The sequence below is a fragment of the Shewanella benthica KT99 genome (assembly GCF_000172075.1).
GTDB lineage: Bacteria > Pseudomonadota > Gammaproteobacteria > Enterobacterales > Shewanellaceae > Shewanella > Shewanella benthica_A.
The window spans coordinates 1-26,032 of record NZ_ABIC01000004.1 but is presented as its reverse complement, the minus strand read 5'-3'; the positions used below and the strand labels follow the sequence as shown (position 1 = coordinate 26,032).

The 26,032-nt window shown below is 46.6% G+C and carries 18 protein-coding genes and 1 tRNA gene; 9 read left to right on the top strand and 10 right to left on the bottom strand.

Annotated features, from left to right (window positions below):
- Positions 1–6 precede the first annotated feature (6 nt).
- Together serC and gyrA are read right to left on the bottom strand one after the other, a co-directional pair.
- On the bottom strand, positions 7–1,101 hold the full coding sequence (gene serC / locus KT99_RS02340; RefSeq protein ID WP_040571511.1) for a 3-phosphoserine/phosphohydroxythreonine transaminase: 1,095 nt from the start codon (positions 1,099–1,101) through the stop codon (positions 7–9).
- 154 nt (positions 1,102–1,255) lie between these two features.
- Positions 1,256–3,979 (bottom strand): DNA gyrase subunit A, encoded by a 2,724-nt coding sequence (gyrA, locus tag KT99_RS02335; RefSeq protein ID WP_005496611.1) that lies wholly within the window; start codon positions 3,977–3,979, stop codon positions 1,256–1,258.
- 308 nt (positions 3,980–4,287) lie between these two features.
- Here gyrA and ubiG point away from each other — a divergent pair, with 308 nt between their 5' ends.
- From ubiG to yfaE, 5 genes are all read left to right on the top strand, one after another.
- The gene (gene ubiG, locus KT99_RS02330; RefSeq protein WP_050774302.1) at positions 4,288–5,001 is read left to right on the top strand and encodes a bifunctional 2-polyprenyl-6-hydroxyphenol methylase/3-demethylubiquinol 3-O-methyltransferase UbiG; all 714 of its coding nucleotides are present in this window, start codon (positions 4,288–4,290) and stop codon (positions 4,999–5,001) included.
- Positions 5,001–5,681, top strand: coding sequence for an HAD family hydrolase (locus KT99_RS02325; RefSeq protein ID WP_005496608.1), 681 nt, complete (start codon positions 5,001–5,003; stop codon positions 5,679–5,681). The genes ubiG and KT99_RS02325 overlap by 1 nt, the downstream gene beginning before the upstream one ends.
- Before the next feature lie 424 nt (positions 5,682–6,105).
- Entirely contained in the window at positions 6,106–8,394 is a 2,289-nt protein-coding gene (gene nrdA, locus KT99_RS02320) for a class 1a ribonucleoside-diphosphate reductase subunit alpha (protein WP_005496606.1), read from the top strand.
- Between the two features lie 112 nt (positions 8,395–8,506).
- A complete protein-coding gene (nrdB, locus tag KT99_RS02315) occupies positions 8,507–9,637 on the top strand; it encodes a class Ia ribonucleoside-diphosphate reductase subunit beta (RefSeq protein ID WP_005496605.1) in 1,131 nt (376 codons plus the stop codon).
- A complete protein-coding gene (gene yfaE, locus KT99_RS02310) occupies positions 9,606–9,980 on the top strand; it encodes a class I ribonucleotide reductase maintenance protein YfaE (RefSeq protein ID WP_005496604.1) in 375 nt (124 codons plus the stop codon). The genes nrdB and yfaE overlap by 32 nt, the downstream gene beginning before the upstream one ends.
- A gap of 152 nt (positions 9,981–10,132) precedes the next feature.
- On the opposite strand, the gene KT99_RS02305 is transcribed toward yfaE, so the two are convergent.
- Positions 10,133–12,160: an oxidoreductase gene (locus KT99_RS02305; RefSeq protein WP_005496603.1), complete on the bottom strand. Its 2,028-nt coding sequence runs from the start codon at positions 12,158–12,160 to the stop codon at positions 10,133–10,135.
- A gap of 166 nt (positions 12,161–12,326) precedes the next feature.
- Here KT99_RS02305 and sppA point away from each other — a divergent pair, with 166 nt between their 5' ends.
- Complete coding sequence (gene sppA, locus KT99_RS02300; RefSeq protein WP_005496602.1) at positions 12,327–14,174, top strand: signal peptide peptidase SppA; 1,848 nt, start codon at positions 12,327–12,329, stop codon at positions 14,172–14,174.
- Positions 14,175–14,410: 236 nt separating this feature from the next.
- A complete protein-coding gene (gene ansA, locus KT99_RS02295; RefSeq protein WP_005496601.1) occupies positions 14,411–15,424 on the top strand; it encodes an asparaginase in 1,014 nt (337 codons plus the stop codon).
- Positions 15,425–15,468: 44 nt separating this feature from the next.
- Here ansA and KT99_RS02290 read toward each other — a convergent pair whose 3' ends face one another.
- The 7 genes from KT99_RS02290 to KT99_RS02260 all read right to left on the bottom strand — a co-directional run bounded on the left by KT99_RS02290 (position 15,469) and on the right by KT99_RS02260 (position 23,564).
- Positions 15,469–15,750 (bottom strand): YeaC family protein, encoded by a 282-nt coding sequence (locus KT99_RS02290; protein WP_005496600.1) that lies wholly within the window; start codon positions 15,748–15,750, stop codon positions 15,469–15,471.
- Positions 15,747–16,064 carry a hypothetical protein gene (locus KT99_RS02285; protein ID WP_005496599.1) on the bottom strand — a complete coding sequence of 106 codons (318 nt, stop codon included), beginning with the start codon at positions 16,062–16,064 and terminating at the stop codon, positions 15,747–15,749. The genes KT99_RS02290 and KT99_RS02285 overlap by 4 nt, the downstream gene beginning before the upstream one ends.
- A gap of 27 nt (positions 16,065–16,091) precedes the next feature.
- Positions 16,092–17,219: a M14 family metallopeptidase gene (locus KT99_RS02280; RefSeq protein ID WP_005496598.1), complete on the bottom strand. Its 1,128-nt coding sequence runs from the start codon at positions 17,217–17,219 to the stop codon at positions 16,092–16,094.
- Positions 17,220–17,371: 152 nt separating this feature from the next.
- Positions 17,372–18,055 carry a response regulator transcription factor gene (locus KT99_RS02275; RefSeq protein WP_040571525.1) on the bottom strand — a complete coding sequence of 228 codons (684 nt, stop codon included), beginning with the start codon at positions 18,053–18,055 and terminating at the stop codon, positions 17,372–17,374.
- 253 nt (positions 18,056–18,308) lie between these two features.
- On the bottom strand, positions 18,309–20,078 hold the full coding sequence (locus KT99_RS02270; protein ID WP_005496596.1) for a DUF885 domain-containing protein: 1,770 nt from the start codon (positions 20,076–20,078) through the stop codon (positions 18,309–18,311).
- Positions 20,079–20,569: 491 nt separating this feature from the next.
- Positions 20,570–22,534: a RecQ family ATP-dependent DNA helicase gene (locus KT99_RS02265; RefSeq protein ID WP_005496595.1), complete on the bottom strand. Its 1,965-nt coding sequence runs from the start codon at positions 22,532–22,534 to the stop codon at positions 20,570–20,572.
- A 178-nt stretch (positions 22,535–22,712) separates the two neighbouring features.
- Positions 22,713–23,564 carry an endonuclease/exonuclease/phosphatase family protein gene (locus KT99_RS02260; RefSeq protein ID WP_005496594.1) on the bottom strand — a complete coding sequence of 284 codons (852 nt, stop codon included), beginning with the start codon at positions 23,562–23,564 and terminating at the stop codon, positions 22,713–22,715.
- A gap of 223 nt (positions 23,565–23,787) precedes the next feature.
- Here KT99_RS02260 and cls point away from each other — a divergent pair, with 223 nt between their 5' ends.
- Together cls and KT99_RS02250 are read left to right on the top strand one after the other, a co-directional pair.
- Positions 23,788–25,245 carry a cardiolipin synthase gene (gene cls / locus KT99_RS02255; RefSeq protein WP_005496593.1) on the top strand — a complete coding sequence of 486 codons (1,458 nt, stop codon included), beginning with the start codon at positions 23,788–23,790 and terminating at the stop codon, positions 25,243–25,245.
- 227 nt (positions 25,246–25,472) lie between these two features.
- A tRNA-Ser gene (locus KT99_RS02250) sits at positions 25,473–25,563 on the top strand.
- The last annotated feature ends 469 nt before the right edge of the window (positions 25,564–26,032 follow it).

Below are 26,032 nucleotides of genomic sequence, written 5' to 3'. Positions count from 1 at the left end.
GAGTCGTTAGGCCTTATGCTTGTTGGCAAAATCCTGCATAAACTCAACTAACGCCTCTACCCCTTCGATTGGCATGGCATTATAGATACTCGCGCGCATGCCGCCCACACTCCGGTGACCTTTCAGCGCCACCAGTTTTTCTTCGCTGGCTTGATTAAGAAACTCGCCGTTGAGCGCTTCATTGGTCAGGTAAAAAGTCACATTCATCACCGAACGATTTTTAACGCTAACCTTGGATGTGTAGAAATCACTGCTGTCGATAAAGTCATAAAGCAACGCCGCTTTGTGCAGGTTTATCTTGGCCATGGCCGCTACGCCACCACGGACTTTTAACCATTTGAACACTTCGGCAGCCAGGTACCAGGCGAAAGTCGGCGGCGTGTTGTACATGGAGCCATGCTTAACCGCTAAACGGTAATCCATGATGGAAGACTGAGGCAGACTTGGCAGTTCCAGCATGTCATCACGGACGATGACAATACTCAGACCCGAAGGTCCAATGTTCTTCTGAGCACCGGCATAGATCAAGGCATACTTGTTGACATTTATCTCTCTGGACATGATATTCGATGACATGTCGGCAATGATTGGCCATGGCGAATCAAGCTCATCAAATATTTCGATACCATCGACAGTCTCGTTAGTACAATAGTGCAAGTAACGATAGTCTCGATCTATCTTGTTGAGATCTGGTAAGACCACTTGATTTTTTCCATTAATATTTTCAACAATATCTAGGCTGTCTATCTGAGCATCACTGGTGAGTTTTTTGGCTTCTGCAACGGCCGATTGAGACCAGCTACCTGAGACCAGGTAGAGGGCTTTACCCTGCTGCCCAAGAAAATTATTCACCACAGCAGAAAACTGGCCTCGGCCGCCGCCGTGCATAAACAACACATGGTAATTAGCCGGGATCGACATCAGTTCGCGCAAATCGATTTCCGCTTGCTCGGTCAATGCAATAAACTCTTTACTGCGATGGCTTATCTCCATCACCGAAGTCCCTAGGCCATGCCAATCCAATAACTCAGATTGCGCCTGTTGCATTACGGCTTGGGGTAACATCGCAGGACCTGCACAGAAATTATAAGTCACGCTCACGTCTCTATCCTCTCATCGTTAGTCATAAATCAGTCTGCCATAAGGCGCATAGCTGGTATTATCACATTTTTATATTGGCAATTATCTTTTTTACTTTACCCTGGCCTAAAACAAAACGAGCGTCCAATTGGACGCTCGTTTTAGAGGTTAACGCTTATTCGGCAGGCTCTGCCTCAGCTTCGGGCTCATCATCACCCTTAGGCTCTTCGCCTTCGGCGACTTGACCAGCCTCGACGTTATCACCCTCTTGGATGATAGGATTGCCCTCTTCATCGAGCTCGACTTCATCCTCATGGATTTCATCGATACGCTGAAGACCAACGACCTTCTCCCCTTCGGCGGTACGAATTATCGTCACACCCTGAGTGTTACGACCGATAGTAGAGACACCCGTTGCAGGAGTACGAACCAAAGTACCTCTATCACTGATAAGCATGATCTCATCATTTTCGCCAACTTGGACGGCGCCGACTACGGCACCATTTCGCTCGCTGACCTTGATAGAGACCACACCTTTAGTCGCACGGCTCTTAGCCGGATACTCATCGAGTGCGGTACGCTTGCCGTAGCCATTTTCGGTGATGGTTAAGATAGCACCATCGGCTTTCGGTACAATCAGTGAAACCACTTTCTGACCATCTTCTAAGCGGATACCACGAACACCGGTAGCGGTACGACCCATAGGACGCAATGCCACGAGCTCTTCGTTGGTTTCCGCATCGAGTTTGACCAGACCCGTTTCAGAATCTCTCACCATCTCGTTGAAACGAACCACTTTACCCGCATCGGAGAACAGCATGATGTCACTCTTGCCATCGGTAATATCGACGCCGATGAGCTGATCACCATCTTTAAGATTTACCGCAATAATACCGTTTGCACGAGGATTACTGTATGCCTTCAATGCTGTCTTCTTCACTGTGCCGTGAGATGTTGCCATGATGACGTATTTATCATCGGCATAATCACGCACTGGAAGAATGGCAGTGATGTGCTCACCTTCAGAAAGAGGCAGTAAGTTAACGATTGGACGACCACGAGCCTGACGGCTAGCGAGCGGTAACTGATACACTTTAAGCCAGTAGAGCTTACCAAAATCAGAGAAACACAGAATCGTATCGTGAGTGTTGGCGACAAGTAGCTTCTCGACGAAGTCTTCATCTTTCACTTTTGCCGCCAACTTACCTTTACCACCACGGCGCTGAGCCTGATAATCGGTCAATGGCTGGTATTTAGCATAGCCCAAGTGCGATAAGGTCACGACGACATCTTCTTCGTTGATAAGGTCTTCGAGACTCATATCCACTTCGTTAGCATTGATGACGGTACGGCGCTCATCACCGAAGTTTTCCAGTATTTCGTTTAGCTCTTCCTTGATCACTTCCAATAAGCGTTCAGGGCTATGCAATATGTAGAGTAAAGCCGCGATAATCTCAATCAGCTCTTCATACTCGGCTAATATTTTCTCATGCTCGAGACCGGTTAGCTTATGTAAGCGTAAGTCTAAGATAGCCTGCGCTTGTTGCTCGGTAAGGTAATAGCGATCATCACGAATACCGTACTCAGGCTCTAACCATTCAGGACGCGCCGCATCATCGCCGGCCTTCTCAAGCATGGCTTTAACATGACCTAACTCCCAACCTTGAGCGACCAGCTTAACTTTGGCCTCAGCAGGCGTCGAAGAGGCTTTGATCATCGCAATAATAGGATCTATGTTGGCCAGAGCGATAGCCAGTGATTCAAGGATGTGGGCACGTTCGCGCGCTTTACGCAGTTCAAATACGGTACGGCGAGTCACCACCTCACGGCGGTGTAAAATAAAGCACTCAAGCATCTCTTTTAGGTTAAACAATTTTGGCTGACCATTGGTCAAGGCCACCATGTTTATGCCGAATGAGCATTGCATCTGAGTCTGGGCATAAAGATTGTTAAGCACAACCTCACCCACCTCGCCACGTTTGATCTCGATAACGATGCGCATACCATCTTTATCGGACTCATCACGCAGACCTGTGATGCCTTCAATCTTCTTATCTTTAACCAGTTCGGCGATCTTCTCGATAAGACGTGCCTTGTTAACCTGATAAGGAAGTTCATGGACGATAATGCGCTCTCGGCCATTATCTTCTACTTGCACATCAGCCTTGGAACGCATGATTGCGCGTCCACGACCCGTCTTGTAGGCCTCGATGATCCCTTTGCGACCATTGATAATGGCGGCGGTGGGGAAATCAGGACCTGGAATGTATTCCATTAACTGTTCGATGGACAGTGCAGGCTCTTCGATTAGCGCCAAACAGCCTTTGATCACCTCAGTGATGTTGTGTGGCGGGATATTAGTCGCCATACCAACGGCAATGCCTGAGGAGCCGTTAATCAAGAGTGTCGGTATGCGGGTAGGCATCACTTCCGGAATAAACTCAGTACCATCATAGTTAGGCACAAAATCGACGGTCTCTTTCTCAAGATCCGCCAATAGCTGATGGGCTAACTTATCCATACGAATTTCGGTATAACGCATCGCCGCCGCCGCATCACCATCGACGGAACCAAAGTTACCTTGGCCATCGATTAAGGTGTAGCGCATGGAGAAAGGCTGTGCCATACGAACAATCGTATCATAGACCGCAGTATCACCGTGAGGGTGGTACTTACCGATAACGTCACCGACAACACGTGCCGATTTCTTATAGGGTTTATTCCAATCGTTTTTAAGTTCGCTCATCGCGAAGAGTACGCGGCGGTGAACGGGCTTAAGACCGTCACGGACATCCGGTAGTGCACGGCCCACGATCACGCTCATGGCGTAATCTAGATATGAATTCTTTAATTCGTCTTCAATATTAATTGGTGTTATAGATGAAGCCAGATCAGTCATAAACTGCTCGATCCCTTGAAAGTGTGCTTACCAGTCACCTGCCAAAATAGCGAGGTAAACGGCTCAGCCTGAAAACGTGATTTGGCATTCTAACACAGTTATTTTTTGTCACCAGACCCTATTCAATTTTAGACATAAATAAGTATTAACCTCTAAACAAAATTACTCCAAATCAAACAATGTTCGCTAATCAATCAATTGGTTAAATATTCGTTGGTTTCTTATTTACACCGTCTTTGAATCTGACATTCTATGGGTATAATGACGTCATTAATAATCCCGATTGAGGTGATGTAGTGGAGCAAGAAATTAAACCGGAAATAAATGTCGATCCGGCCGAGATCGCAAAATTCGAAAAAATGGCAGCCACCTGGTGGGACCCGGAAGGCGAATTTAAACCATTACATAAGCTAAACCCGCTTAGACTCAACTATATCGATCAAACCTGTGGTGGTCTGTTTGGTAAGCGGGTCCTGGATGTCGGCTGTGGCGGGGGGATCTTATCTGAGAGCATGGCCCGCATCGGCGCCAAGGTTAACGGCTTAGACATGGGCACCGAGCCTCTTGATGTCGCCAGACTGCACGCCATAGAAATCGGCGTGCAGCTTGACTATATACAGGACACAGCCGAATCTCATCGAGAAAAGAATCTGGCTAGCTATGATGTGATCACCTGTATGGAGATGCTCGAACACGTCCCTGACCCTCGTTCGGTGGTTCAAGCCTGTGCCGATATGATCAAACCCGGCGGTTATGTGTTCTTCTCCACCATCAATCGAAATCTACGTGCTTATATAGAAACCATCTTAGGCGCCGAATACCTGTTAAAAATGTTGCCAGTGGGGACCCATGACCATAAGAAGTTTATCAAGCCCTCGGAGTTAATTTCACTCGCCGAGCATGCCGAACTCTTCTGTGAAGATGCAACTGGGATCACCTATAATCCGCTAACAGACACCTTCACTTATAGCAAAAGTGTCGATGTGAACTACATGATCGCCACACGTAAGAGTGAAGATTGATGACAACACATCTCGATGAGGCTAGCAGCGTCAGCATAAAAGCCGTGTTATTCGATCTTGACGGTACGCTTGCCGATACCGCACCAGATCTGGTGGCGGCGTTGAATATGAGCTTAGTCGAGTTAGGTTACCCGCAAGTTAGCCTCGAAGAGATGCGCCATATTGCCTCCAATGGCAGTATGGCGCTAGCTAAAGCGGCCTTGCCAGAGGCCTCTGAGGAGGTTCACCTTAAAGCACAGCAGTTGCTGTTGAGTTTTTATACCGATGTAAACGGTCAATTTTGCCGTCTATTTGCCGGCATCGCCGAGCTGCTCGAGCATTTGGACCATAGAGGCATCCCCTTTGGCATAGTGACCAACAAGCCCGCCAGATACACCAGGCCTCTGATCGCGACCCTAGGTTTGACCCAATCCATGAAAACCGTGATCAGTGGTGACAGCACACTTTACGCTAAACCTCATACCGCGCCCATGCTGCTCGCCTCACAGCAGATAAAATGTAAGCGTCAGGAGATCCTCTACCTTGGCGATGCGAAACGGGATCTGGTCGCCGCGCGAGCATCCGCAATGCAAGGTGGTGTCGCGCTATGGGGCTATATCGATGCAACAGACACGCCGGAGAATTGGCCAAGCGATTATCATTTCGACTCCCCCCAGGATGTCCTTGAATTTCTCAGTTAGCCCTAAGGCATTACTTGCTCATATAAGACTCACAATAACTAAAAGATCGCCAATCGATCAGGTGATCTTTTCACCATGTGTCGTCCGTTCAATATTCCACCTCAATAGGATAAAGCCAATGAATTCCGACCTCAAAGGTTAGCCAATACTAACCCTAAACCTTACCCTCAAGTTATCCACAAGATGACCACAGCTTATTGAAATAATTGTGACTTGCAAAATCACCAAAACAACACTATCTTGTACCTAAGAAATTTAAAAACACTATATATTGTGTGTGAGTGACAAATAGAGACACAAGTAATGACTTATTCCTCATCATGGAAATCACCAATTTAGGCTGTTGAAATTGGTTGTTATACAGGAAATCGTAGCATGAGGTTAATCCCTCATACTCAAAAATTATTATCAAGGCCTATCTTTAATGAATAGCAATATGAAAGTCACCAAACGTAGTGGCAAGCGCGAGAACATCGACCTAGAAAAAATCCACCGCGTGATCACTTGGGCAGCCAAAGATCTTAAAAATGTTTCGGTATCGGAAGTGGAGCTCAGATCACATCTGCAATTTTTCGATGGTATACCTACCGAAGCTATTCATGAAACGATTATTAAGGCCGCTGCCGATCTCATCTCACTAGAAGCACCAGATTACCAGTTCCTTTCTGCACGCTTAGCCATCTTTCATTTAAGAAAGAAGGCATTTGGCCAGTTTGAGCCCCCGGCACTGTATGATCATGTTGTGAAGCTGGTCAAGGCAGGTAAATATGACAAACATATTCTTGAGGATTACAGCCGCGAAGAACTCGACATCTTAGATACTTATGTGGATCACTGGCGTGATATGAGTTTTTCCTATGCGGCAGTCAAACAACTGGAAGGTAAGTACTTGGTGCAAAACCGAGTCACTCACGAGATATATGAGAGTGCGCAATTCCTTTATATCTTAGTCGCCGCCTGTTTGTTCGCTAAATATCCGCAAGAGACACGCCTAAGCTACATTAAGCGTTTCTATGATGCAGTTTCCACCTTTAAAATTTCACTGCCAACACCGATCATGGCTGGAGTTCGTACTCCCACGCGCCAATTTAGCTCATGTGTGTTGATCGAATGTGGCGATAGCTTAGATTCAATCAATGCGACGGCCTCTTCTATCGTTAAATATGTCAGCCAGCGCGCCGGCATAGGTGTGAATGCGGGCCGAATTAGAGCCTTAGGTAGCCCAATACGCGGCGGTGAGGCATTCCATACCGGCTGTCTGCCTTTCTTTAAGTATTTCCAGACCGCGGTTAAGTCTTGTTCCCAGGGCGGAGTTCGTGGTGGTGCAGCCACCTTGTTCTACCCTCTCTGGCACCTCGAAGTCGAATCTCTACTGGTATTGAAGAATAACCGTGGTGTCGAAGATAACCGTGTCCGTCATCTGGATTACGGTGTCCAGCTGAACAAACTCATGTATCAACGCCTGATCAAAGGCGGAATGATCAGTTTATTTAGCCCATCGGATGTACCTGGGCTTTATGATGCGTTTTTTGCAGATCAAGACGAGTTCGAACGTCTGTATCTTCAATATGAGGCCGATGCCTCTGTGCGCAAGACACAGATTAAGGCGACAGAGCTATTCTCATTGATGATGCAAGAACGTGCCTCTACCGGCCGTATCTATATTCAAAATGTGGATCATTGTAATACCCACAGTCCTTTTGACAGTAAGGTTGCACCGATCAGACAGTCAAACCTGTGTCTTGAGATTGCACTGCCGACTAAGCCACTCAATAACATAGATGATCCAGAAGGCGAAATAGCCCTCTGTACCTTGTCTGCTTTAAACTTAGGTGCGATCAAAGATCTATCCGAACTCGAGCCCTTAGCAGATCTGGCTGTGAGAGCCTTAGATAGCTTACTCGATTACCAAGATTACCCGATCAAGGCCGCACGTAAATCTTCGATGAACCGTCGAACCTTAGGCATAGGCGTGATTAACTTTGCCTATTACTTGGCTAAGGAAGGTGTACGCTACTCAGATGGTTCGGCGAATAACATCACCCATAGAACATTCGAAGCCATCCAGTACTACCTACTTAAGGCTTCGATGAATTTGGCCAAAGAGCATGGTGCCTGCCCCTCATTCCATGAAACAACGTATTCGAAGGGTATACTGCCCATCGATACCTACAAGCGTTCTCTGGATAAGATATGTGATGAGCCATTGCATATGGATTGGGAAACACTGCGTCAAGACATAGTTAAACATGGACTGCGTAACTCAACCTTATCGGCTCTGATGCCATCAGAAACATCATCGCAGATCTCCAACGCGACCAATGGTATCGAGCCACCGCGTGGACTCATCAGTGTTAAGTCGAGTAAAGATGGTCAACTGAAACAAGTGGTGCCGGATTTCGAGAAGTACCAGCATAGCTATGAACTGCTTTGGCAGATGCCCAATAATGATGGCTACTTGCAACTCGTGGGCTTAATGCAGAAGTTTGTCGATCAAGCCATCTCGGCAAACACTAACTATGACCCAGGCCGATTCGAAGGTAACAAGGTCCCCATGCAGGTGTTATTGAAAGACCTGTTGAATGCCTACAAACTCGGTCTCAAGACCCTCTACTATCACAACACTCGTGATGGCGCTTCGGATCAGATGGATAGCATCATCAGCGTAGAGAAAGAAGACGAAGACTGTGAAGGCGGCGCGTGTAAGATATAATACCGATTGGTATAACACGCAGCAGTGATTGAGACCTGGATTCATCATATAATGATTGAGTCCATATTTAAATTTATGAGGGGCATGATGCCCCTTTATTCTGGAAGAAAACATGGCCTACTCTACATTTTGTCAAACACCTAATAATGCTTGTCTTGAACCTATGTTCATGGGGCAGTCGGTTAACGTCGCCCGTTACGACGTACAAAAATATGAAGTGTTTGAAAAGTTGATTGAAAAACAGCTGTCTTTTTTCTGGCGTCCAGAAGAAGTCGATGTCAGTAAAGATAAAATTGATTACGCCGCACTTCCTGATCATGAAAAACATATTTTCATCTCCAATCTGAAATATCAAACCTTGCTCGACTCGATTCAGGGCCGCTCACCTAATGTGGCATTCTTGCCTCTGGTGTCGCTACCTGAACTGGAAACATGGATTGAAACCTGGTCTTTCTCCGAGACCATACATTCTCGCTCTTACACCCATATCATACGTAATATTGTCAACGACCCTTCTATCATTTTTGATGACATAGTTAAAAATGAAGAGATCCTCAAGCGTGCGACAGATATTGCCCAGTACTATGATGACTTAATTCTGCTCACCCAAGCCTTTCACCTTCACGGTGAAGGCACACACATCGTAAACGGTAAAGAGCTGCTGGTCACACAGCGTACGATCAAGAAGTCACTCTATCTGTGTATGGTGTCAGTCAACGTGTTAGAAGCGATTCGTTTCTACGTGAGCTTCGCTTGCTCTTTCGCATTCGCCGAGCGTAATGTCATGGAAGGCAACGCTAAGATTATCCGTCTTATCGCCAGAGATGAGGCACTGCACCTTAACAGCACGCAACATATCCTCAAGATAATGCGCGCCGGCGTTGATGACCCGGAAATGGGTGAGATAGCCGAAGAGTGTGAGCAGCTAGCCTATGACATTTTCGTCAAAGCCGCCGAGCAAGAGAAAGAATGGGCCCAATACCTGTTTAAAGATGGCTCCATGATCGGTCTTAACGAAGCAATCTTGTGTCAATATGTCGAGTACATTACCAATGAGCGCATGAAGTCGGTTAATCTGACACCTCACTATGACGAGATCACCAACCCACTGCCTTGGATGAAGAACTGGTTAGAGAGTGATGCGGTTCAAGTCGCGCCACAAGAAGTAGAAGTGTCCTCTTACCTTGTGGGTCAAATCGATGCCTCTATCGATGAAAGTGAATTTGCAGACTTTGACCTTTAATAAGACGGTAAAAAAAGCCCCCATCGTCAGTCTCTATGGTCAGCCAGTGCTGCTGTTTAATCAGCAGCACCCTAGCCTCTTGATCGCACTGGAGCATAAGCAAGTTCAGGTCTTCTCAGAGTGCCGTAATGGTTATTGCGGCGCCTGTAAGACCCAAATTATCAGCGGCAGCGTGACCTACCATACTCAGCCCTTATTCGCACTCAAAGCCGATGAATGTCTGCCCTGTTGTTGTACTCCCGCTAGCGACTTAGACCTTAATCTGTCACCAGAAGGCGCAGATGTCGTGACTCGCTCAGGCATAACAACCGCGGTGATCGCCCTAGACCAAACCAAAGCCTAATCTCGTTAGGCGACAATATAGAGCTCCAATCCCAATATCAGCCACTGTGATCATCTAAATACAAACCATGTTAGACACAAAAAAGCCTGATAGAATCAATACATCTCTATCAGGCTTTAATCACCAGTTTGAAACCAGTTTTACAGCGATTATTACAAGGCTATTGCCAGCTCGGCACCTTGTCTGATGGCGCGCTTCGCATCGAGCTCGGCCGCGACGTCGACACCACCGATGAGATGAACCGGTAGGCCAGTGGCTTGCATCTCTTCGAGCAAGCTGCGATTCGACACCTGACCGGCACATAGAACCACATTGTCCACGGCTAATATCTCATCTTTATCATCAATGGATATGTGCAACCCCTGATTGTCGAACTTATGGTAGCTGACACCGGTTTTCATTTTAACCTTATGCTGTTTCAGCACAGAGCGATGGATCCACCCCGTGGTCTTACCCAGATCTTTGCCCATCTTAGTGCTCTTACGTTGCAGCAGATAGATCTCATGGGTCTCGGTCTCGAGAGCATCAGCATCATCGGCATGGCGCAGACCCCCTCGGTGTTTATACTCTTTGTCTATGCCCCATTGCTTTAACCATTTATCGGGTTGCAAGGTTACAGACTCCTGCTCACAGATAAAATGAGCCAGATCGAAGCCAATTCCGCCGGCACCGATCAAGGCGACACGTTTACCTAACTTCACTTCACCTTTGAGCACTTGCTGATAATCCACCACGCGGGGATCATCGAAGCCATCAATCTTGAGCTCTCTTGGCACCACACCCGATGACATCACAATTTCATCGAATTGTTCATCCCTAACCACAGAAGCGTCCAAACGGGTATGGAGTCTTAACTCGACCTTGTGGAGCTTCATCTGGGCCTTGAAGTAACGTATGGTCTCGTCGAACTCCTCCTTGCCCGGAATTTTTCGGGCAAGATTAAACTGACCACCAACTTCAGCTTTAGCTTCGAACAAGACCACATCGTGGCCTCGAGTGGCGGCGTAGAGAGAAAATGCCATGCCGGCAGGTCCAGCGCCCATGACGGCGATACGTTTCTTCTTCTGCGCCGGCGTGAAATTAAGCTCAGTCTCATAACAGGCTCTGGGGTTAACCAAACAGGTCGAACGTTTGCGTGCAAACACATGGTCTAAACACGCCTGATTACAACCGATACAGGTATTGATAAGCTCTGGCGTATTAGCCGCGGCTTTATTGACAAAGTCCGGATCGGCTAAGAAGGGTCTCGCCATGGAGACCATGTCGGCCTGACCCGATGCGATGATCTGTTCGGCAATTTCCGGTGTGTTAATTCTGTTAGTGGCGATGAGCGGCACCGAGACTTCAGATTTAAGTTTCTCGGTGACCCAGGCGAATGCGCCTCTTGGCACACTGGTGGCGATGGTGGGAATTCTGGCTTCATGCCAACCAATCCCGGTATTGATGATGCTGACCCCCTCTTTCTCGAGTCGCTTAGCCAGCTCGACCACCTCCTCCCATGAGGAGCCATTGTCGATCAGATCCAGCATGGATAGCCTGAAAATGATGATAAATTCTTTGCCGACTTTCTCGCGTATGCTACGAACAATCTGCAGTGGAAATTTAATCCGCTTGTCGAAACTGCCGCCCCAATCATCATCACGCACGTTAGTACTGGCCGAGATAAACTCGTTAATGAGATAACCTTCGGAGCCCATGACCTCTACGCCATCATAACCCGCCTTTTTGGCTAGAGCAGATGAGGTCGCATAATCTTTGATGGTGCCACGAATTTGCCTGGCTGACATGGGCGAAGGCGTGAAAGGGCTAATGGGCGACTTTATCTTGCTCGGCGCCACCGAAAAAGGATGGTAGCTATAGCGACCGGCATGGAGCAGCTGAATGCAAATTTTGCCATCGGCGTCATGCACCGCCTTGGTGATCTTCTTATGCTTAGACACTTGCCAGGGGAAACTGAGTTGACAGCCGTTAGGCGCCAGGCGGCCACGTAGGTTTGGCGAGATCCCGCCGGTGACGATAAGACCCACTCCACCACGAGCACGTTCTTGATAAAATACTGCCAGTTTCTCAAAACCGCCCTTTTCCTCTTCTAAACCTGTGTGCATGGAGCCCATTAGCACACGATTTTTTAACTGGGTGAAGCCCAGATCTAAGGGTTCTAATAAATGCGGAAACGACATTCAAACATCCTTTTAAAACAAGTGATTTAAATCAGCATACCTCTTGTTTCTCCTCAGCTCAACTCTAGCGCCAGCTAGGTTTTATCAGATCCCTTTACAATTCAATTAACCCAATTGGCATTTTTTCAGTTAGCATAGTGATATTGAAGTAATTAAGGAATGGATGATGTCCGCTAAACCCTCATTAATTAAAAGAATATTTCAGCTAATCTGGAAAAGTATCAACGGATTTAGAAAGCTGGTGCTTAACCTGTTATTTTTCGGCTTCCTCGCCATCATTATCGTCGCTGTCGCTGTCGGTATCGATGATGATGTTCAGCTTGAATCAGGCTCAGCCTTGGTTCTGGACTTAGCCGGTTCAATAGTTGAACAAAAGCGTCAAGTCGATCCCATCGAAGCGGCCATGAAAAGCAGCAAAAATAGCCATGGTAACGGTGAAATATTACTCGCCGATATCCTCAATGTCATCGATAATGCCGCCGCCGATGAGCGTATCTCTGCTATCGTATTAGACATAGGTCACCTCAGATGGACTGGGATCAGTAAACTTCAATCTATTGGTGATGCCCTGACCCGCTTTAAAGCAACGGGCAAACCTATACTGGCAACAGCCAATTGGTACGGACAGAATCAATACTTCTTAGCCAGCTTCGCCGACACCATCTATCTTAACCCACAGGGAAGTGTGGAATTAAACGGCTTGAGTCGCTACCGTCAGTACTATAAATCTGCATTAGATAAGCTTAAAATTAATGCGCATGTTTTCCGTGTCGGTACCTTCAAGTCAGCAGTCGAGCCTTATATTCGCGACGATATGTCTCCGGCCGCTAAAGAAGCCAACATTGAATTACTCAATGATATCTGGGCCAGTTATGCAGCCACAGTGTCAAGCAACCGCGACATCAAGCCAGAGCAGCTGGTGCTCGATGCAGAAGATTACCTGCGTGAGCTAGATAAGGCCGATGGTAAATCGGCAGATATGGCCATCAACATGCATTGGGTAGACGAATTAGCCTCTGCAGAAGCCTTCAGACTCGAAATGATAGACACTGTAGGTAAAGCCGCAGAAGGCAACAGCTATAAGCAGGTAAGCTTGTATGACTATCAATCGCTCATGTCGACTCAAGCTGATCTCTTCATCGAGGATACCGTCGGCATCATAGTGGCGAAAGGCACCATACTCAACGGTAATCAACCCGCCGGTCAGATTGGTGGTGAGAGCACCTCCCAGCTGCTTCGCAAGGCCAGATTTGATGATAAGATCAAGGCCGTTGTGCTGCGCGTAGACAGCCCAGGCGGCAGTGCCTTTGCCTCTGAGCAAATCCGTCAAGAAGTGCTGGCACTCAAGACTGCCGGTAAACCTGTCGTCGTGAGCATGGGCAGCTATGCCGCTTCCGGTGGATACTGGATCTCGGCGAGCGCCGACTACATCTACGCCACACCCACCACACTCACGGGCTCCATCGGCATCTTCGGTATGATCACCACCTTCGAAGATTCACTCTCTAGCTTAGGCATACACACAGATGGTGTCGCCACCTCACAGTGGGCGGGCATTTCTGTGGCCAAAGGCTTAACCCCTGAGATTAAGAGCGTGATTCAACGTCATATCGAACGTGGATACCATGACTTCATCTCTCTGGTCGCTAAAGAGCGCGACATGAGTCTGGAGGATGTCGATGCCATCGCCCAGGGACGAGTGTGGTCCGGCCGTAAGGCACTCGAGTTAGGACTTATCGATGAGCTTGGCGATCTGGACGATGCCGTTGCCAAGGCGGCTGAAATGGCTGACTTAGCAGAGTTCGATAGTCAAATAATAGAACAGGAATTGAGCCCAAAAGAGCTATTCATCCAGGAGATGTTCGCATCGGCCGCCGCTTACTTGCCCCAAAGCAGTATGGGTAATTCAATCATAGAACAAGTGCTGACCCAGTGGTCCGGTGTGATTGAAGAGTTCAATAGCTTCGATGATCCTAACGGCATGTACCTGTTCTGCGATAACTGTACGCTATGATCTCAGAGTGACAGAGTCTAATACCATTCTATACATATAAGTATCTGGTCAGTTCAGATACTTACTCGGAATGGTATAACCACAGGCTGTTCAACAAACACAAACCCGATCAGGCTCTGCCTGCTCGGGTTTTTTGTTTGCCCCGATACAGATACCAATTTAAATAGCGGAAACCATTGGGTGAAGCTCAGCAAGCAAGTATACTTCAGCCAAATAGCGTCGATCTGAATAAAACAATGACCAAACGTTCCATATATGTTGCCTATACAGGCGGCACCATAGGCATGCAAAAGACCTCTCATGGCTTCGCCCCTGTCGCAGATTTTCTCACCGATTGTGTCAAGGCCATGCCTGAGTTCTATCATGAGGATATGCCGGAATTCGTGATCCAGGAATATTGTCCACTGATAGATTCGTCTGATATGGCGCCGACAGATTGGCAGATGATCGCCGATGATATTAAGCTAAACTACGACAAGTATGATGGCTTCGTGATTTTACACGGCACAGATACCATGGCCTTCACCGCTTCGGCCTTGTCTTTCATGTTACAAGATCTCTCGAAACCTGTGATTGTCACGGGTTCTCAGATCCCTCTCGCCCAGCTCAGATCCGATGGTCAAACCAACCTGTTAAATTCACTCTACATTGCCGCCAATTATCCGGTCGCTGAAGTGTGTCTATTCTTTAATAACAAGCTATTTCGGGGAAACAGGACGACCAAGACTCACGCCGATGGGTTCGGCGCCTTCGCCTCACCTAACTTTCCCTTATTACTCGAAGCAGGCATCAAGATCCACATGAAGGCCGGAAAAATAGCTGAGCCGTCGGATAAGCCTTTAAATGTCGCCACCATCAGTCCCCAACCAATAGGCGTGGTGACACTCTATCCGGGCATCACCACCGACATCATAGAAAACATCTTACAGCAACCGGTCAAAGCACTGATCTTACTCACCTATGGGGTCGGTAACGCTCCTCAAAATCCAGCGCTGCTTAAGGTGCTGTCACAAGCGAGTCAACGTGGGATAGTCTTGGTTAATCTCACCCAATGTCTACAGGGCAAGGTCAATATGTCGGGCTATGCCACGGGCAATGCCCTGCAAGAGGCGGGTGTGATCAGTGGTGCAGATATGACGACGGAAGCCGCCTTGACTAAGCTACACTATCTCCTGTCTAAGCCTATGTCTCCTACGCAAGTGAGAGAGGCTATGCAGCAGGATCTGGTTGGTGAGCTGAGCGAAGATTAAAAAAGATCCTAGGAGCTAGATACTGGTTCCTAGGATCTTTTCGATTAAAGGTCTTTCTCTTTAAACTCGGCGATGGACTCCCCCTTGAACTGCTTCTTCAACTGAGACTTAGATAGTTCATTGAGCTGCCCGGCAGAACTCACCGTTAAATGATCCGTTTGGTTCAATCGTCTCGCTTGATACAGCATCACCAACTGTAGCGTCGAGTCACGCTGGGCTGGTGACAAGGCGGTGCCGTCTTGCCACTTTCCCAACTCTACGCCGCTGACGAGTCTCTCATAGACGACATGGGGCATCTCATCGATCATCTTATTTATATCTGTCATACACTTTTCCGTTTATGCAATACCATTCTCATGCGAGTGATCATGTAGCCCACAAAGCCCAACACAAAGCACCCACCGGCGATGTAAGATCGAATCCCTTGGGCAGGCTCCCCTCCCCAAAACCAGATCACCACTCCCGCGATAAACAAGGTCATGGACAACATGCTGTGGTTCATCAGCTGATTCGAACGTTTAATATGACTGATGGTGGTCAATGAGTCAGTATTACCGCTTAGATCTGCATTGCAGAAGCGGCATCTAGTCACCTTACTCGAGATCCGTTGCTGACAACTTGGACATTCAATTAGTGCCATCGCTACCTCAAAATTATGATTAGTGAACTAGCGAAGTTCGTCAACTACGGCTAACATCGCCGTGAGTGAGGCTTCACCTAGGTAGATTGAGCGCTCAGGAGACCATCCCGACATAGGGTCGGCTAAATTATCATTATCTTTAAATGGCATCTCCAATGTATTAGACAAACATTGGAATGTTTCGGCGACCCAGTTAGAGGCCACGGTTAGATTGGCCTTGCCAGGCTCGTCTTTGTCGTAACCAAACTCAGTTTGGAAATCGGCGCTGGTTAACTTGAGTGCTTGGACAAATTTCTGCTGCAATGCGGCCATCTTATCATTATAACAAGGCACACCTTCACAACCGGCAAGGAAGACGAAAGGCAGGCCTTCATCACCATGAACATCATAAAACAGATCCACGCCTGTCTCTTTCATCTTATTGGTGACATGGAATACTTCCGGGCTCTTCTCGAGAGACGGGCTGAGCCATTCACGATTAAGATTAACGCCAGCAGCATTGGTTCTCAAGTGGCCCCTCACCGAACCGTCCGGATTCATATTAGGCACGATATAGAAATTTGCCTTGTCTAATAATGCCTTTGCATTGGCACAATCACCGTCGAGCAGATTATTGATAAAGCCTTCTACCAACCATTCGGCCATCGTCTCACCCGGATGCTGACGAGCGGTGATCCAGATATTGACCTTCGACTCATCGCCATCACCCACCTTGATCAAGGTCAGATCTCTGTCATCGAGTGTCAGACCCAGATGCTCAAGACTCACGAGCGGATGCATTTGCACCGCGGCCAGCAGATCTTGATGACGCTCGTAGCTGTATGGGGCGAAATAGGCAATTTGAATCACATCACAGTCGAGATCGACCGCTATGGTCAATTTACCATCTTTATACTCTGTGGGTAATCTAAACCATTGTTGTCTGTCGTATGTGGCTACGGCTTGATAGTTTTCCCATCCTTTGGGATAGGAGGCAGAGCCAGCGTTGACAATATTAAGCAGATATCGATTACCCACTTCACCTTCGAGGCGGAAGTTGAACCATTGGTAAAATTCTCCACCAACGTCCGGGCGAATGGCTAACTGCACATCATTAATATTATCTTGATTGATGACTTCAATGTTTCCACCATCAAAATTAGCACTGATCCGCATAGGTCTTCCTTTGATTAATCTGAGAGAATGAGTCATCTGAACCTAGTGACTCAATAAATGGCCTATAGGATAAACGAAAATGTGCATTGGGGCAGCTAAAAAACAAAAAAGCCACATCGAGTGTGGCTTTTTTATGCTTAATTTAAACCGGTTCACCAATTAGCAAAGCTATACCCTTGTCCTCTGACCGTGTTAATCAGAGTTTTTGGTAGCTGAGTCTCGGCTAATTTACGCCGAGTATTACTGATATGCATATCCAGATTTCGATCGAACCTGCCGAGATCTTTGTGCAGTACACTGCGCTGTAATTCCTGTTTGGTGATCACTTTCCCTTTGCGTTCGAACAGGTACTTAAATAATTTAAATTCTGTTTGAGTAAGGGTAACCTTTCTCGATGCTATCGAAACACAATATTGAGTATCGTCAAATGTAACTTCAGTGTCAGAGGTTGGGCTGACAGTAAATTTCTCTGCTCGAGTTAATTCTACGCGACGTTGTAATGCTATCATGCGGACTAAAAGCTCCTTTACGCTAAAAGGCTTTGTAAGAAAATCATCGGCCCCGAGTTCATAGCCTTTTATTCTTTCATCTTCATTATCGATGGCAGAAATCACTATCACGGGGATCTGATTTTTCCTTGCAGCCAATAAACCAAATCCATCTAATTTTGGCATCATAATATCTAGCAGAATAATATCGGGGAGGTCTTCCTCTAACATTGCCAATGCTTCAATACCATTCTCAGCACAGACAATATGGTGTCCTTCAGCCTCTAACGCTTCCTCAAGTAATTCCCTAAACACTAGATCATCATCGACTAATAATATTTTGCTCATCTCACCCATCATTGCGAATGCGAACCGTTATCATTAACACTACTATAGCTATTAGTTTAACTCCAGTTGTTTTTTATTTAAATGTGAGCTGTGTTAGTTATTTAAACTAAAAACATTGGTTAACACCTTGTTAAATTCCTAAGCAAAAAAAAGACCAGACTAATAGCCTGGTCTTTTTTTAAACAGTATTGTTAAACACAAGTTTTAAACACTATGTCGAACCCTAGTGGTTCAACCCAGGTGTTATACCATTCTATTTCATCATCAGTTCACGGATATATTTAACTGGGGCACTGCCGTAACTTAGAAATTGTTCGTGGAATGTTTTAAGATCAAATTTATCACCTTGAGACGTTTTAAGCTCCTCCCTTAAATCATAAATCTCACGGTAGCCTGAATAGTAACTGGTCAGCTGTACTTGACTCAGCGTTGCCCTCCTCCACTTACCTTCGGCTTCGGCCGTCTGCTGGAAGGCTTCTTGGGTCATCAAGGTCAGCGCCTCTTGCTCAGTCATCCCTTGCACCTGTATGCCGTAATCAAGGATCGTATTGACTATCACCCGCAAGTTCCACTTGTAATACATCAACCAGAGCTCGGGCTCGAAGTTACCATAGCCCTCTTCCAGCATCATACGCTCAGAATACACCGCCCAGCCTTCGATCATGGCGCCGTTGCCAAACAAGCTCTTTATCATGCTCGGCGACTCATTTGAATAAACCAGCTGAGTGTAGTGACCTGGTATGGCCTCGTGAATATTGAGCACCTGCAAGATCCAGTGATTGTATTCACGCAGATAGCTTTCTGCCGATTCATCACTCATGCCATCGAGAGGAGTCACGTTATAATAGGTGTTACTCGATTTCTCATAGGGACCAGGCGCACTGATTGACGCCCCGGCAAAACCACGCATATAAGCTGGCGTCTCACGCACAACCAGAGGTTTATTGGCATCTAAGGTGATCAGGTTCTTCTGTTGCACAAATGCAATGAGCTGAGGAATTTGTGCGCGAACTTCATCGACAAACGCATCGCGTTTTACATGCTTAGATGATAATTTATCGATCAACTGTTTGGTGGCGCTGTTTTGATCTGCAGGCATAGCAGTGTCGAAATACCTAGACCAAAGCTTAGCCGTGATCTTGGCCATCTCATCTTGTACCCGAACCTTGTCGGCACTGGCCTTCTCATATAAGGCTTTGCCACTCATCCCAGCCTGAATATCGAAGGCAAACTTCTCTTCATAGAGGGCTTCACCAATTCTAAAACTGCGCGCACCATCGCGTGTTAATTGTGTTTCTAGCCCATCGAGCCACTGAATATGCGCATTGATAGCGTGAGTCGATGCGTTAAAGCGGGTCTCGAACAAGGATTTTTCATCTGCTGTTAACCCAGACGCTTTTGCCTGAGTCAGTAGCTCAGCAGAAAAAACGGAGAAGGCGCCCTTATTCTGTATTATGGCTAATTGAGTATGCTCAAGCGTTGGCGACTCTATATTATCCTGGGCCGCTTGATAATAGGCTGGCACATTTTCCATTCGTGCAAGCACCGAGCGTAGACGAGTATCTAACGGAGCAAAATCTTCATTCACCAATTGTGCGAAGCCACCGGCAACATTGTATGCAGCGGGGTCCCACTGCCAGGACTTAAATTCCTCGATCTCCCAGATGTTTCTTTTAAGCAAGTTTTCAATCAAATGATAATCGATCAGCTCATTAGCCGACAGCTTGTCTCGATCGAAAGAGGCAAGCTTACTCAACTCTTGCTGATTAAAGGCTAAAGACAGCTTACGATTCTTAGCATTGGGCACCTTGAGCACCCCATCATATTGGTGAAAACCACTGTAAAGCGCCCAAGTCGGTGACTCCTGCCATAAATCGTCGATAAACTGGCTGGAAAATGTGGCGAAATTCTGTTGCTGACTGGCCTGTTCCTCAGGAGTTGCTGAGGTTTCTTCCTGTGTTTGGCATCCGCCTAATCCGGCGAAAGATAAGGCTATGGCTAGCGATAATGTGGCTTTTTTCATTGTTATTCCCAATATATATTTTCGTTATTATTTTTTGTGGGAGAGCTCCCAACTTGACACTAGAAATACACCAAACAGTAGCACACGTATGATGAGAAATATCAGTATCTGGCGTTGATTTGTACGATTGACAAATTCAACGCCTGACGCTGTGCCTATATTATACCATTCCGAGTAAGTATCTGATCATTCAGCGGGAGTTCAAAGCTCTGTAGGCAAGGCGAATGTTTGAAGCTAATAGTTATTCTCGGCAACAAGCTCCTGCGTTGCTCTACCTCCTGCATTCATGCAGTCGTATATCGAGAACATTCAACGTAGCATAAAGGGCTTTGCCCTTTGCTTTAAACATCAGCCGCACTGCGTGAGGCTCTCAGGGTTTCCACTTCGGTGTTGCATTGACTTAAAAGGGAATAACCATTTCCTCATCAATGCGCCTTGAATTGAAAAAACTGAGAGTCTCTGAACTGACCAGATACTTATATGGAATGGTATTAGGTCAGATTAGACTCTACCCAGAGTTTAACCTCGCCGAAAGGATATTTTTCCAGAGATGCATGACCTTTACAGGCCCTCATCTTGAGACGGGTAAATATGGGCGTGGTCAAACCACACAGAAAGCGTGATAATAGTACCGGGCTGCACGCCTTATCCAGTTTATTGATGCCAGCTTGGGTAAGCGCATTGAAATCCAGTTCGCCTAAGGGACGCAGGTAAGGCTGCGGCGGTAATACGGCCAGCTGACCCAGACAAACACTGCAAGTGCCACAAGCGGCCGTCATGTTCCTATCGGCAAAATAGTGAGCCAGTTGTTGGCTGAGGCATGAATCAGAGGTAAAGAAGGCGACCAGATGGTTAATTCTCTCTATCTCACTGCGCTCTTTTTGGCTGAATTGCTCAAACAGAGAAGACTGCAGAGATTGAGCAGAGAAATTAGGGTCTAGAATGTCATAGACTTGAGTCATCTGCTTACTCTGCAGCTCGATCATGCCTTTTTCATCCAGATAATTAATGGCTTTGAGTACACGCTGGCGATCACTGGCATAATCTTGGTGTAGCCTATCGAAGTTGATACTAAACCAGATCTTAGCTTTATCTGAACTGTTAAAAATGGCTTGCACAAAATCACGCCTCTCGCCGTTAAAACCGGCCAAGATATCCTCTTCGCCTTTGAGTAATTTATATTTATACTCGGCAAAATAGCTGTAGGTGGGCTTGATCACATTAAACAGCTCCAGATACACCAACAAGGTCTTTAAGGACAAGGGGCGAATATTTGATTGCCCGGACAGGCTATTGAGCACCACTTCCCACTCCCGGCCCTTGTTACCACTCTGGCTATGCGCCGCCTTAAGGATTTCATCGAGTACGATAGCGATGGCCGAAGATTCAGGCGTATCGCCGTAGACGAAGTTTTCCAGAGTGATTAAGTTATCACCATTGGCTAACACCAGACAGTCAGAATCGCCGCCATCACGGCCCGCACGGCCAATTTCCTGAGCATAGTTTTCGACAGACTTGGGCAGATCATAATGCACTACGTAGCGAATATCGCTCTTATCTATCCCCATGCCAAAAGCAATCGTCGCCACAATAAGCTGCTGCCTGCCTGACATAAAATCATCTTGAATTTTTGAGCGGACATCTGAGTTCATGCCGGCATGATAGGCTATTGCCGGGATATTTCTGCTGCTAAGGTGCTCGGCCACCTGCTCGGCAGTCTTTTGCAAGGTGACATAAATGATGCCTGACAGCCCTTGTCTGGGCTGTAACCAGTGACACAAGGTATCGAGTTTATCTAAAGTTTTAACGCCCTGTACGGCCAGGTGAAGATTGGCACGATAGAAACCGGTCAAGCTGACATTTTCTTTGGCTATGCCAAACTTATCCCCCATATCCTCAATCACTTTTGGGGTCGCTGTGGCAGTTAACAGTAAGGTTTGTGGGATATTTAGCTCTTGTCGATAGCGGGGTAATTTAAGGTAATCGGGCCGAAAATTATGCCCCCATTCTGAGATACAGTGCGCCTCATCCACCACCAACAAAGACAGGGGGATCTCTGAGATAAACTGTCTGAACCTTTCGTTATTTAGGCGCTCGACTGAGATCATCAATATTTTAATCTGACCACTTCTTATCCCCCTCATGATTTCATTGGCTTGTTCCCGGCTCTGAGTGGAATCTATGCTTGCCGCACTGATCCCCTTCTGCTTAAGAAATGCCAGCTGATCTTGCATCAAGGCCAATAATGGCGACACCACTAATGTCAGGTGTGGCAGCGCGATGGCGGGGAGTTGGTAACAGATAGACTTGCCGGAACCGGTGGGGAAAATAGCAGCGGCGCTCTGCCCGCCCAGAATATTTTCGATAACGTCCAGTTGACCGGGCCTAAACGCTTCAAAGCCAAAATAGGATTGTAACAATTGATGAGACTGGGAAGTGATAGCATTTGAAGACATGTGATGCGCCTAAATAGAGAGAGAAAACGGCTCTTAAAGCCCTAGTGTACAAGCTTAGCCTTGATAAATGGCTTCAATCACGGTTTTTTCTAGAACACTGGCAAGATAACTCTCAATTTATTCAGAAAATCATCTGCACTGTCGCTGTTACTGAGTTTTCAGCGCATCTATTTTGACATCACCTGAGCCTAAAATTGGCCGTAATGGGGTTATGATCTGAACTTTCAGTGGCCAAAGACTCGGCCCCAAGGAAGATTAATCCACGATAGTAGAGGTGATCTAGAGGTAAGCCAAATACACGTTGGCGTTCATCGACTCGATAACGGATCTCAGACAAGTTAAATCGCTTAGCAAATTCGCTGACAAGATTGAGTCTCTGTGCACGCCAGGTATTAAAGTCACCCGCTAAGATGATAGGACCCTGATGCTTTTCGAGTTCGAGGGCTAGCGCCTCAAATTGTCTGGAGTAATGGGTGAGAGTCCACTCAAAATTAATCCCATGTAGATTCACAACCAAGAGTTCCTCGCCGCTGGACAATGGATAATATGCAAGGATCCCAGATTTTTCAACACGGATTAACGGCTCTGTTGCCGTAAATGCGCAAGCAGACTTCACCTCGGTGTGAGACAGGTTCATCACGCCATATGCGGTATCGAAGAGGGTAAATGCCTTTGCCATTGATACCTTCAATTGAGCATGTCGAATAAACTGCCTGAGTTCGGTGCTCAGGCCTGCCTCTTGCAGTAACACCAGTTGACTCGCGCGATTTAAATTCGCCAGTTGCTGCTCCCAGCCTTGCCTATTCTGCTTGTATATATTCCAGGTAGAAACACTCAACAAACCTTGGTTATCCAAGTATGAACTCATAGAGTCAACGCCTTGGACACATCGGCTATCGAAGGATGGCATGTCGAGATCAGTCAACATTTTGGGCTCACTCGTGGGCAATAATGCTAAAAATAGAATGATCGAGATAAAAATAACAAAAATAAAGATGAAAAAAGAACGAGTCAGATTAGCGATTTTCATGCTAGTGAAATAAATAAGGATAAGTCTGCAATTTATACCACAAGTCTTGCTCGCTAAACATCGTCAGGCACATATATTACCGCTACAGAGCCAGCGACATGATGGCCATTTCAGATCCGCCATGTACTAAAAAGACTGATCTTTATGGCAATTTAATGCAGTATATTATCAAGCATCCCCTTGAAAATAATTGAAGGGAAGTAATTTAAAGGCAAAAGACTCCATGGATCAAGTGTACGAAGTTCTCACTCTATTGAGCGTGCTTGCTTATTGGATAATAATCGCGGCTATCACGGCTCGAATAGTGATTAGACGTCGCTCCATCGGCGTATCATTTGCCTGGATGATGATCATTTATGTCATTCCTGTGGTGGGCATCGTCGCCTACCTGCTTTTTGGTGAGCAAAATATCGGTCGTACCCGGGCTGTCAGAGCTCAAAACATGTATCGGCCCTACGCCGAATGGTTTTCCCATCTATTTGACATTAGGCAGTATCAACCCGGTACGCTGAGCCACCATGCGCAATCTATTGGCCTCTTATGTGAAAACCGCCTCGGGATCCCCCCCCTTGCCGATAATGACTTACAACTGTTATCATCTCCTCAGCTGATCTTGAACTCGATGATTAAGGATATTGATAACGCCAAACACGCTATCCATATGGAGTTCTATATCTGGCACCCCGGCGGCATGGCAGACTCAGTAGCCCGGGCCTTGGTGCAAGCGGCTCAAAGAGGCATAACAGTAAGACTGTTACTCGACGCGGCAGGGAGTCATCAATTTTTTCGAAGTGAATGGCCGGCTAAAATGCAATCTGCTGGTATCACCCTAGCCAGAGCACTTAAGGTCAGTCCGCTCAGGGTGTTATTTCGTAGAATGGATCTGAGAATGCACCGAAAAATCGTGATCATAGACAATAGCATCGGCTACACGGGCTCGATGAATTTAGTGGACCCCCGTTGTTTTAAAGCAAACTCAGGTGTCGGCGAGTGGATAGACGTGATGATCCGCATCACAGGTACCTGCGTACCTCTATTGGACGTCATCCAATCTTGGGACTGGGAAGTGGAAACGGATCAGCGTTTTTTACCAGAGAAACCCATTTGTAAGCCCCATCATTCCCCGGAGCAGTTGGACACGGTTCAGGTCATCCCCTCGGGGCCTGGAATGCCGGAAGAAATTATTCACGAAGTCCTGCTACAAAGCCTTTACCAAGCCAAGCACAAGATAGTCATCACAACCCCCTATTTTGTGCCCAGTGAAAACTTACAAGTTGCCTTGATAGCCGCTGCCCACAGGGGCGTATGTGTCAATATCATCATCCCCAACAAGAATGACTCAGTCATGGTGGAATGGGCCAGCCGCTCCTTCTTCAGCGAGCTTTTACAAGCCGGAGTTAACATCCACAGGTTTAAGGGCGGTCTACTGCATACTAAATCTGTGGTGATCGATGAAACGTTCAGCTTAATCGGTACCGTTAATCTCGATATGCGCAGCCTATGGTTAAACTTCGAATTAACCTTGGCCGTCGACGATCTTAGCTTTACCCAAGAGTTAACTCAGTTACAGCAGCAATATATGGATAACTCCAGCTTAGTAGATTACTCACTCTGGCAGCAAAGACCGGTGTATAAACGCGCGACAGAACAGTTTTTCTATCTGTTCAGTCCATTGCTTTAACTGACAGATTAATAGATTAATTACTCGTCTGTTTTTTCAAATTTAAACCAATTTAGCTGATATTGCTTAGCAAACGTGCAAACGCTTGAAAGTACACTTTTATCCCTTGACCATTAAACCTGTATTGCGTAGAGTATCGCTCCGTTAAAGGAGAAAGCAATTAAGCCAGCTTAGTGAAGCTTTTAACGATATTGGTGGCGTTAAACACGATAAACATAACGAAAATTGGTGAGTTGGCTGAGTGGCTGAAGGCGCACGCCTGGAAAGTGTGTATGGGTTTATAGCCCATCTAGGGTTCGAACCCCTAACTCACCGCCATATTCTGTAAAAAGCCTACTAGCAATAGTAGGCTTTTTTCGTTTTAAAAGATGATTAGTGTGAGTCATGGGTTTATAGCGTATCAATGTAGGGTTCGAACCCCCAACTCACCGCCATATTCAAGAATAAAGGCTACTCGAAAGAGTAGCCTTTATTCGTTTTAGAAGATGATAGGAATAGGCTTTTATCTGTTGTAAAAATACTGCTGCCGGCTGCAAGCAATACTCCTAAATCCAGCTTAGCTCGTTATCACCCTAACTGAATTTAACTCACTTGAACTAAAATTAGCTTAACTTAAACTTACTGACTTACTGACTTACTGACTTACTGACTTCCTGGGCCATGTTATTAGCATCGTTAAGTAACGATTCATTAAGCTGACTGAGTTCATCGGCAACAGCTTGGGTATTTCGATAGGTTTCGCTTATCTTGGCGCATTACGGTTAACCTCTTCTGCTACCGTGACTGC

Excerpts from the sequence above, each read along its gene's own strand:
- gyrA (WP_005496611.1), bottom strand. The coding sequence starts at position 3,979 with ATGACTGATCTGGCTTCATCTATAACACCAATTAATATTGAAGACGAA.
- KT99_RS02325 (WP_005496608.1), top strand. The coding sequence starts at position 5,001 with ATGACAACACATCTCGATGAGGCTAGCAGCGTCAGCATAAAAGCCGTG.
- nrdA (WP_005496606.1), top strand. The coding sequence starts at position 6,106 with ATGAATAGCAATATGAAAGTCACCAAACGTAGTGGCAAGCGCGAGAAC.
- nrdB (WP_005496605.1), top strand. The coding sequence starts at position 8,507 with ATGGCCTACTCTACATTTTGTCAAACACCTAATAATGCTTGTCTTGAA.
- yfaE (WP_005496604.1), top strand. The coding sequence starts at position 9,606 with ATGAAAGTGAATTTGCAGACTTTGACCTTTAATAAGACGGTAAAAAAA.
- KT99_RS02305 (WP_005496603.1), bottom strand. The coding sequence starts at position 12,160 with ATGTCGTTTCCGCATTTATTAGAACCCTTAGATCTGGGCTTCACCCAG.
- sppA (WP_005496602.1), top strand. The coding sequence starts at position 12,327 with ATGTCCGCTAAACCCTCATTAATTAAAAGAATATTTCAGCTAATCTGG.
- ansA (WP_005496601.1), top strand. The coding sequence starts at position 14,411 with ATGACCAAACGTTCCATATATGTTGCCTATACAGGCGGCACCATAGGC.
- KT99_RS02290 (WP_005496600.1), bottom strand. The coding sequence starts at position 15,750 with ATGACAGATATAAATAAGATGATCGATGAGATGCCCCATGTCGTCTAT.
- KT99_RS02285 (WP_005496599.1), bottom strand. The coding sequence starts at position 16,064 with ATGGCACTAATTGAATGTCCAAGTTGTCAGCAACGGATCTCGAGTAAG.
- KT99_RS02280 (WP_005496598.1), bottom strand. The coding sequence starts at position 17,219 with ATGCGGATCAGTGCTAATTTTGATGGTGGAAACATTGAAGTCATCAAT.
- KT99_RS02275 (WP_040571525.1), bottom strand. The coding sequence starts at position 18,055 with ATGAGCAAAATATTATTAGTCGATGATGATCTAGTGTTTAGGGAATTA.
- KT99_RS02270 (WP_005496596.1), bottom strand. The coding sequence starts at position 20,078 with ATGAAAAAAGCCACATTATCGCTAGCCATAGCCTTATCTTTCGCCGGA.
- KT99_RS02265 (WP_005496595.1), bottom strand. The coding sequence starts at position 22,534 with ATGTCTTCAAATGCTATCACTTCCCAGTCTCATCAATTGTTACAATCC.
- KT99_RS02260 (WP_005496594.1), bottom strand. The coding sequence starts at position 23,564 with ATGAAAATCGCTAATCTGACTCGTTCTTTTTTCATCTTTATTTTTGTT.
- cls (WP_005496593.1), top strand. The coding sequence starts at position 23,788 with ATGGATCAAGTGTACGAAGTTCTCACTCTATTGAGCGTGCTTGCTTAT.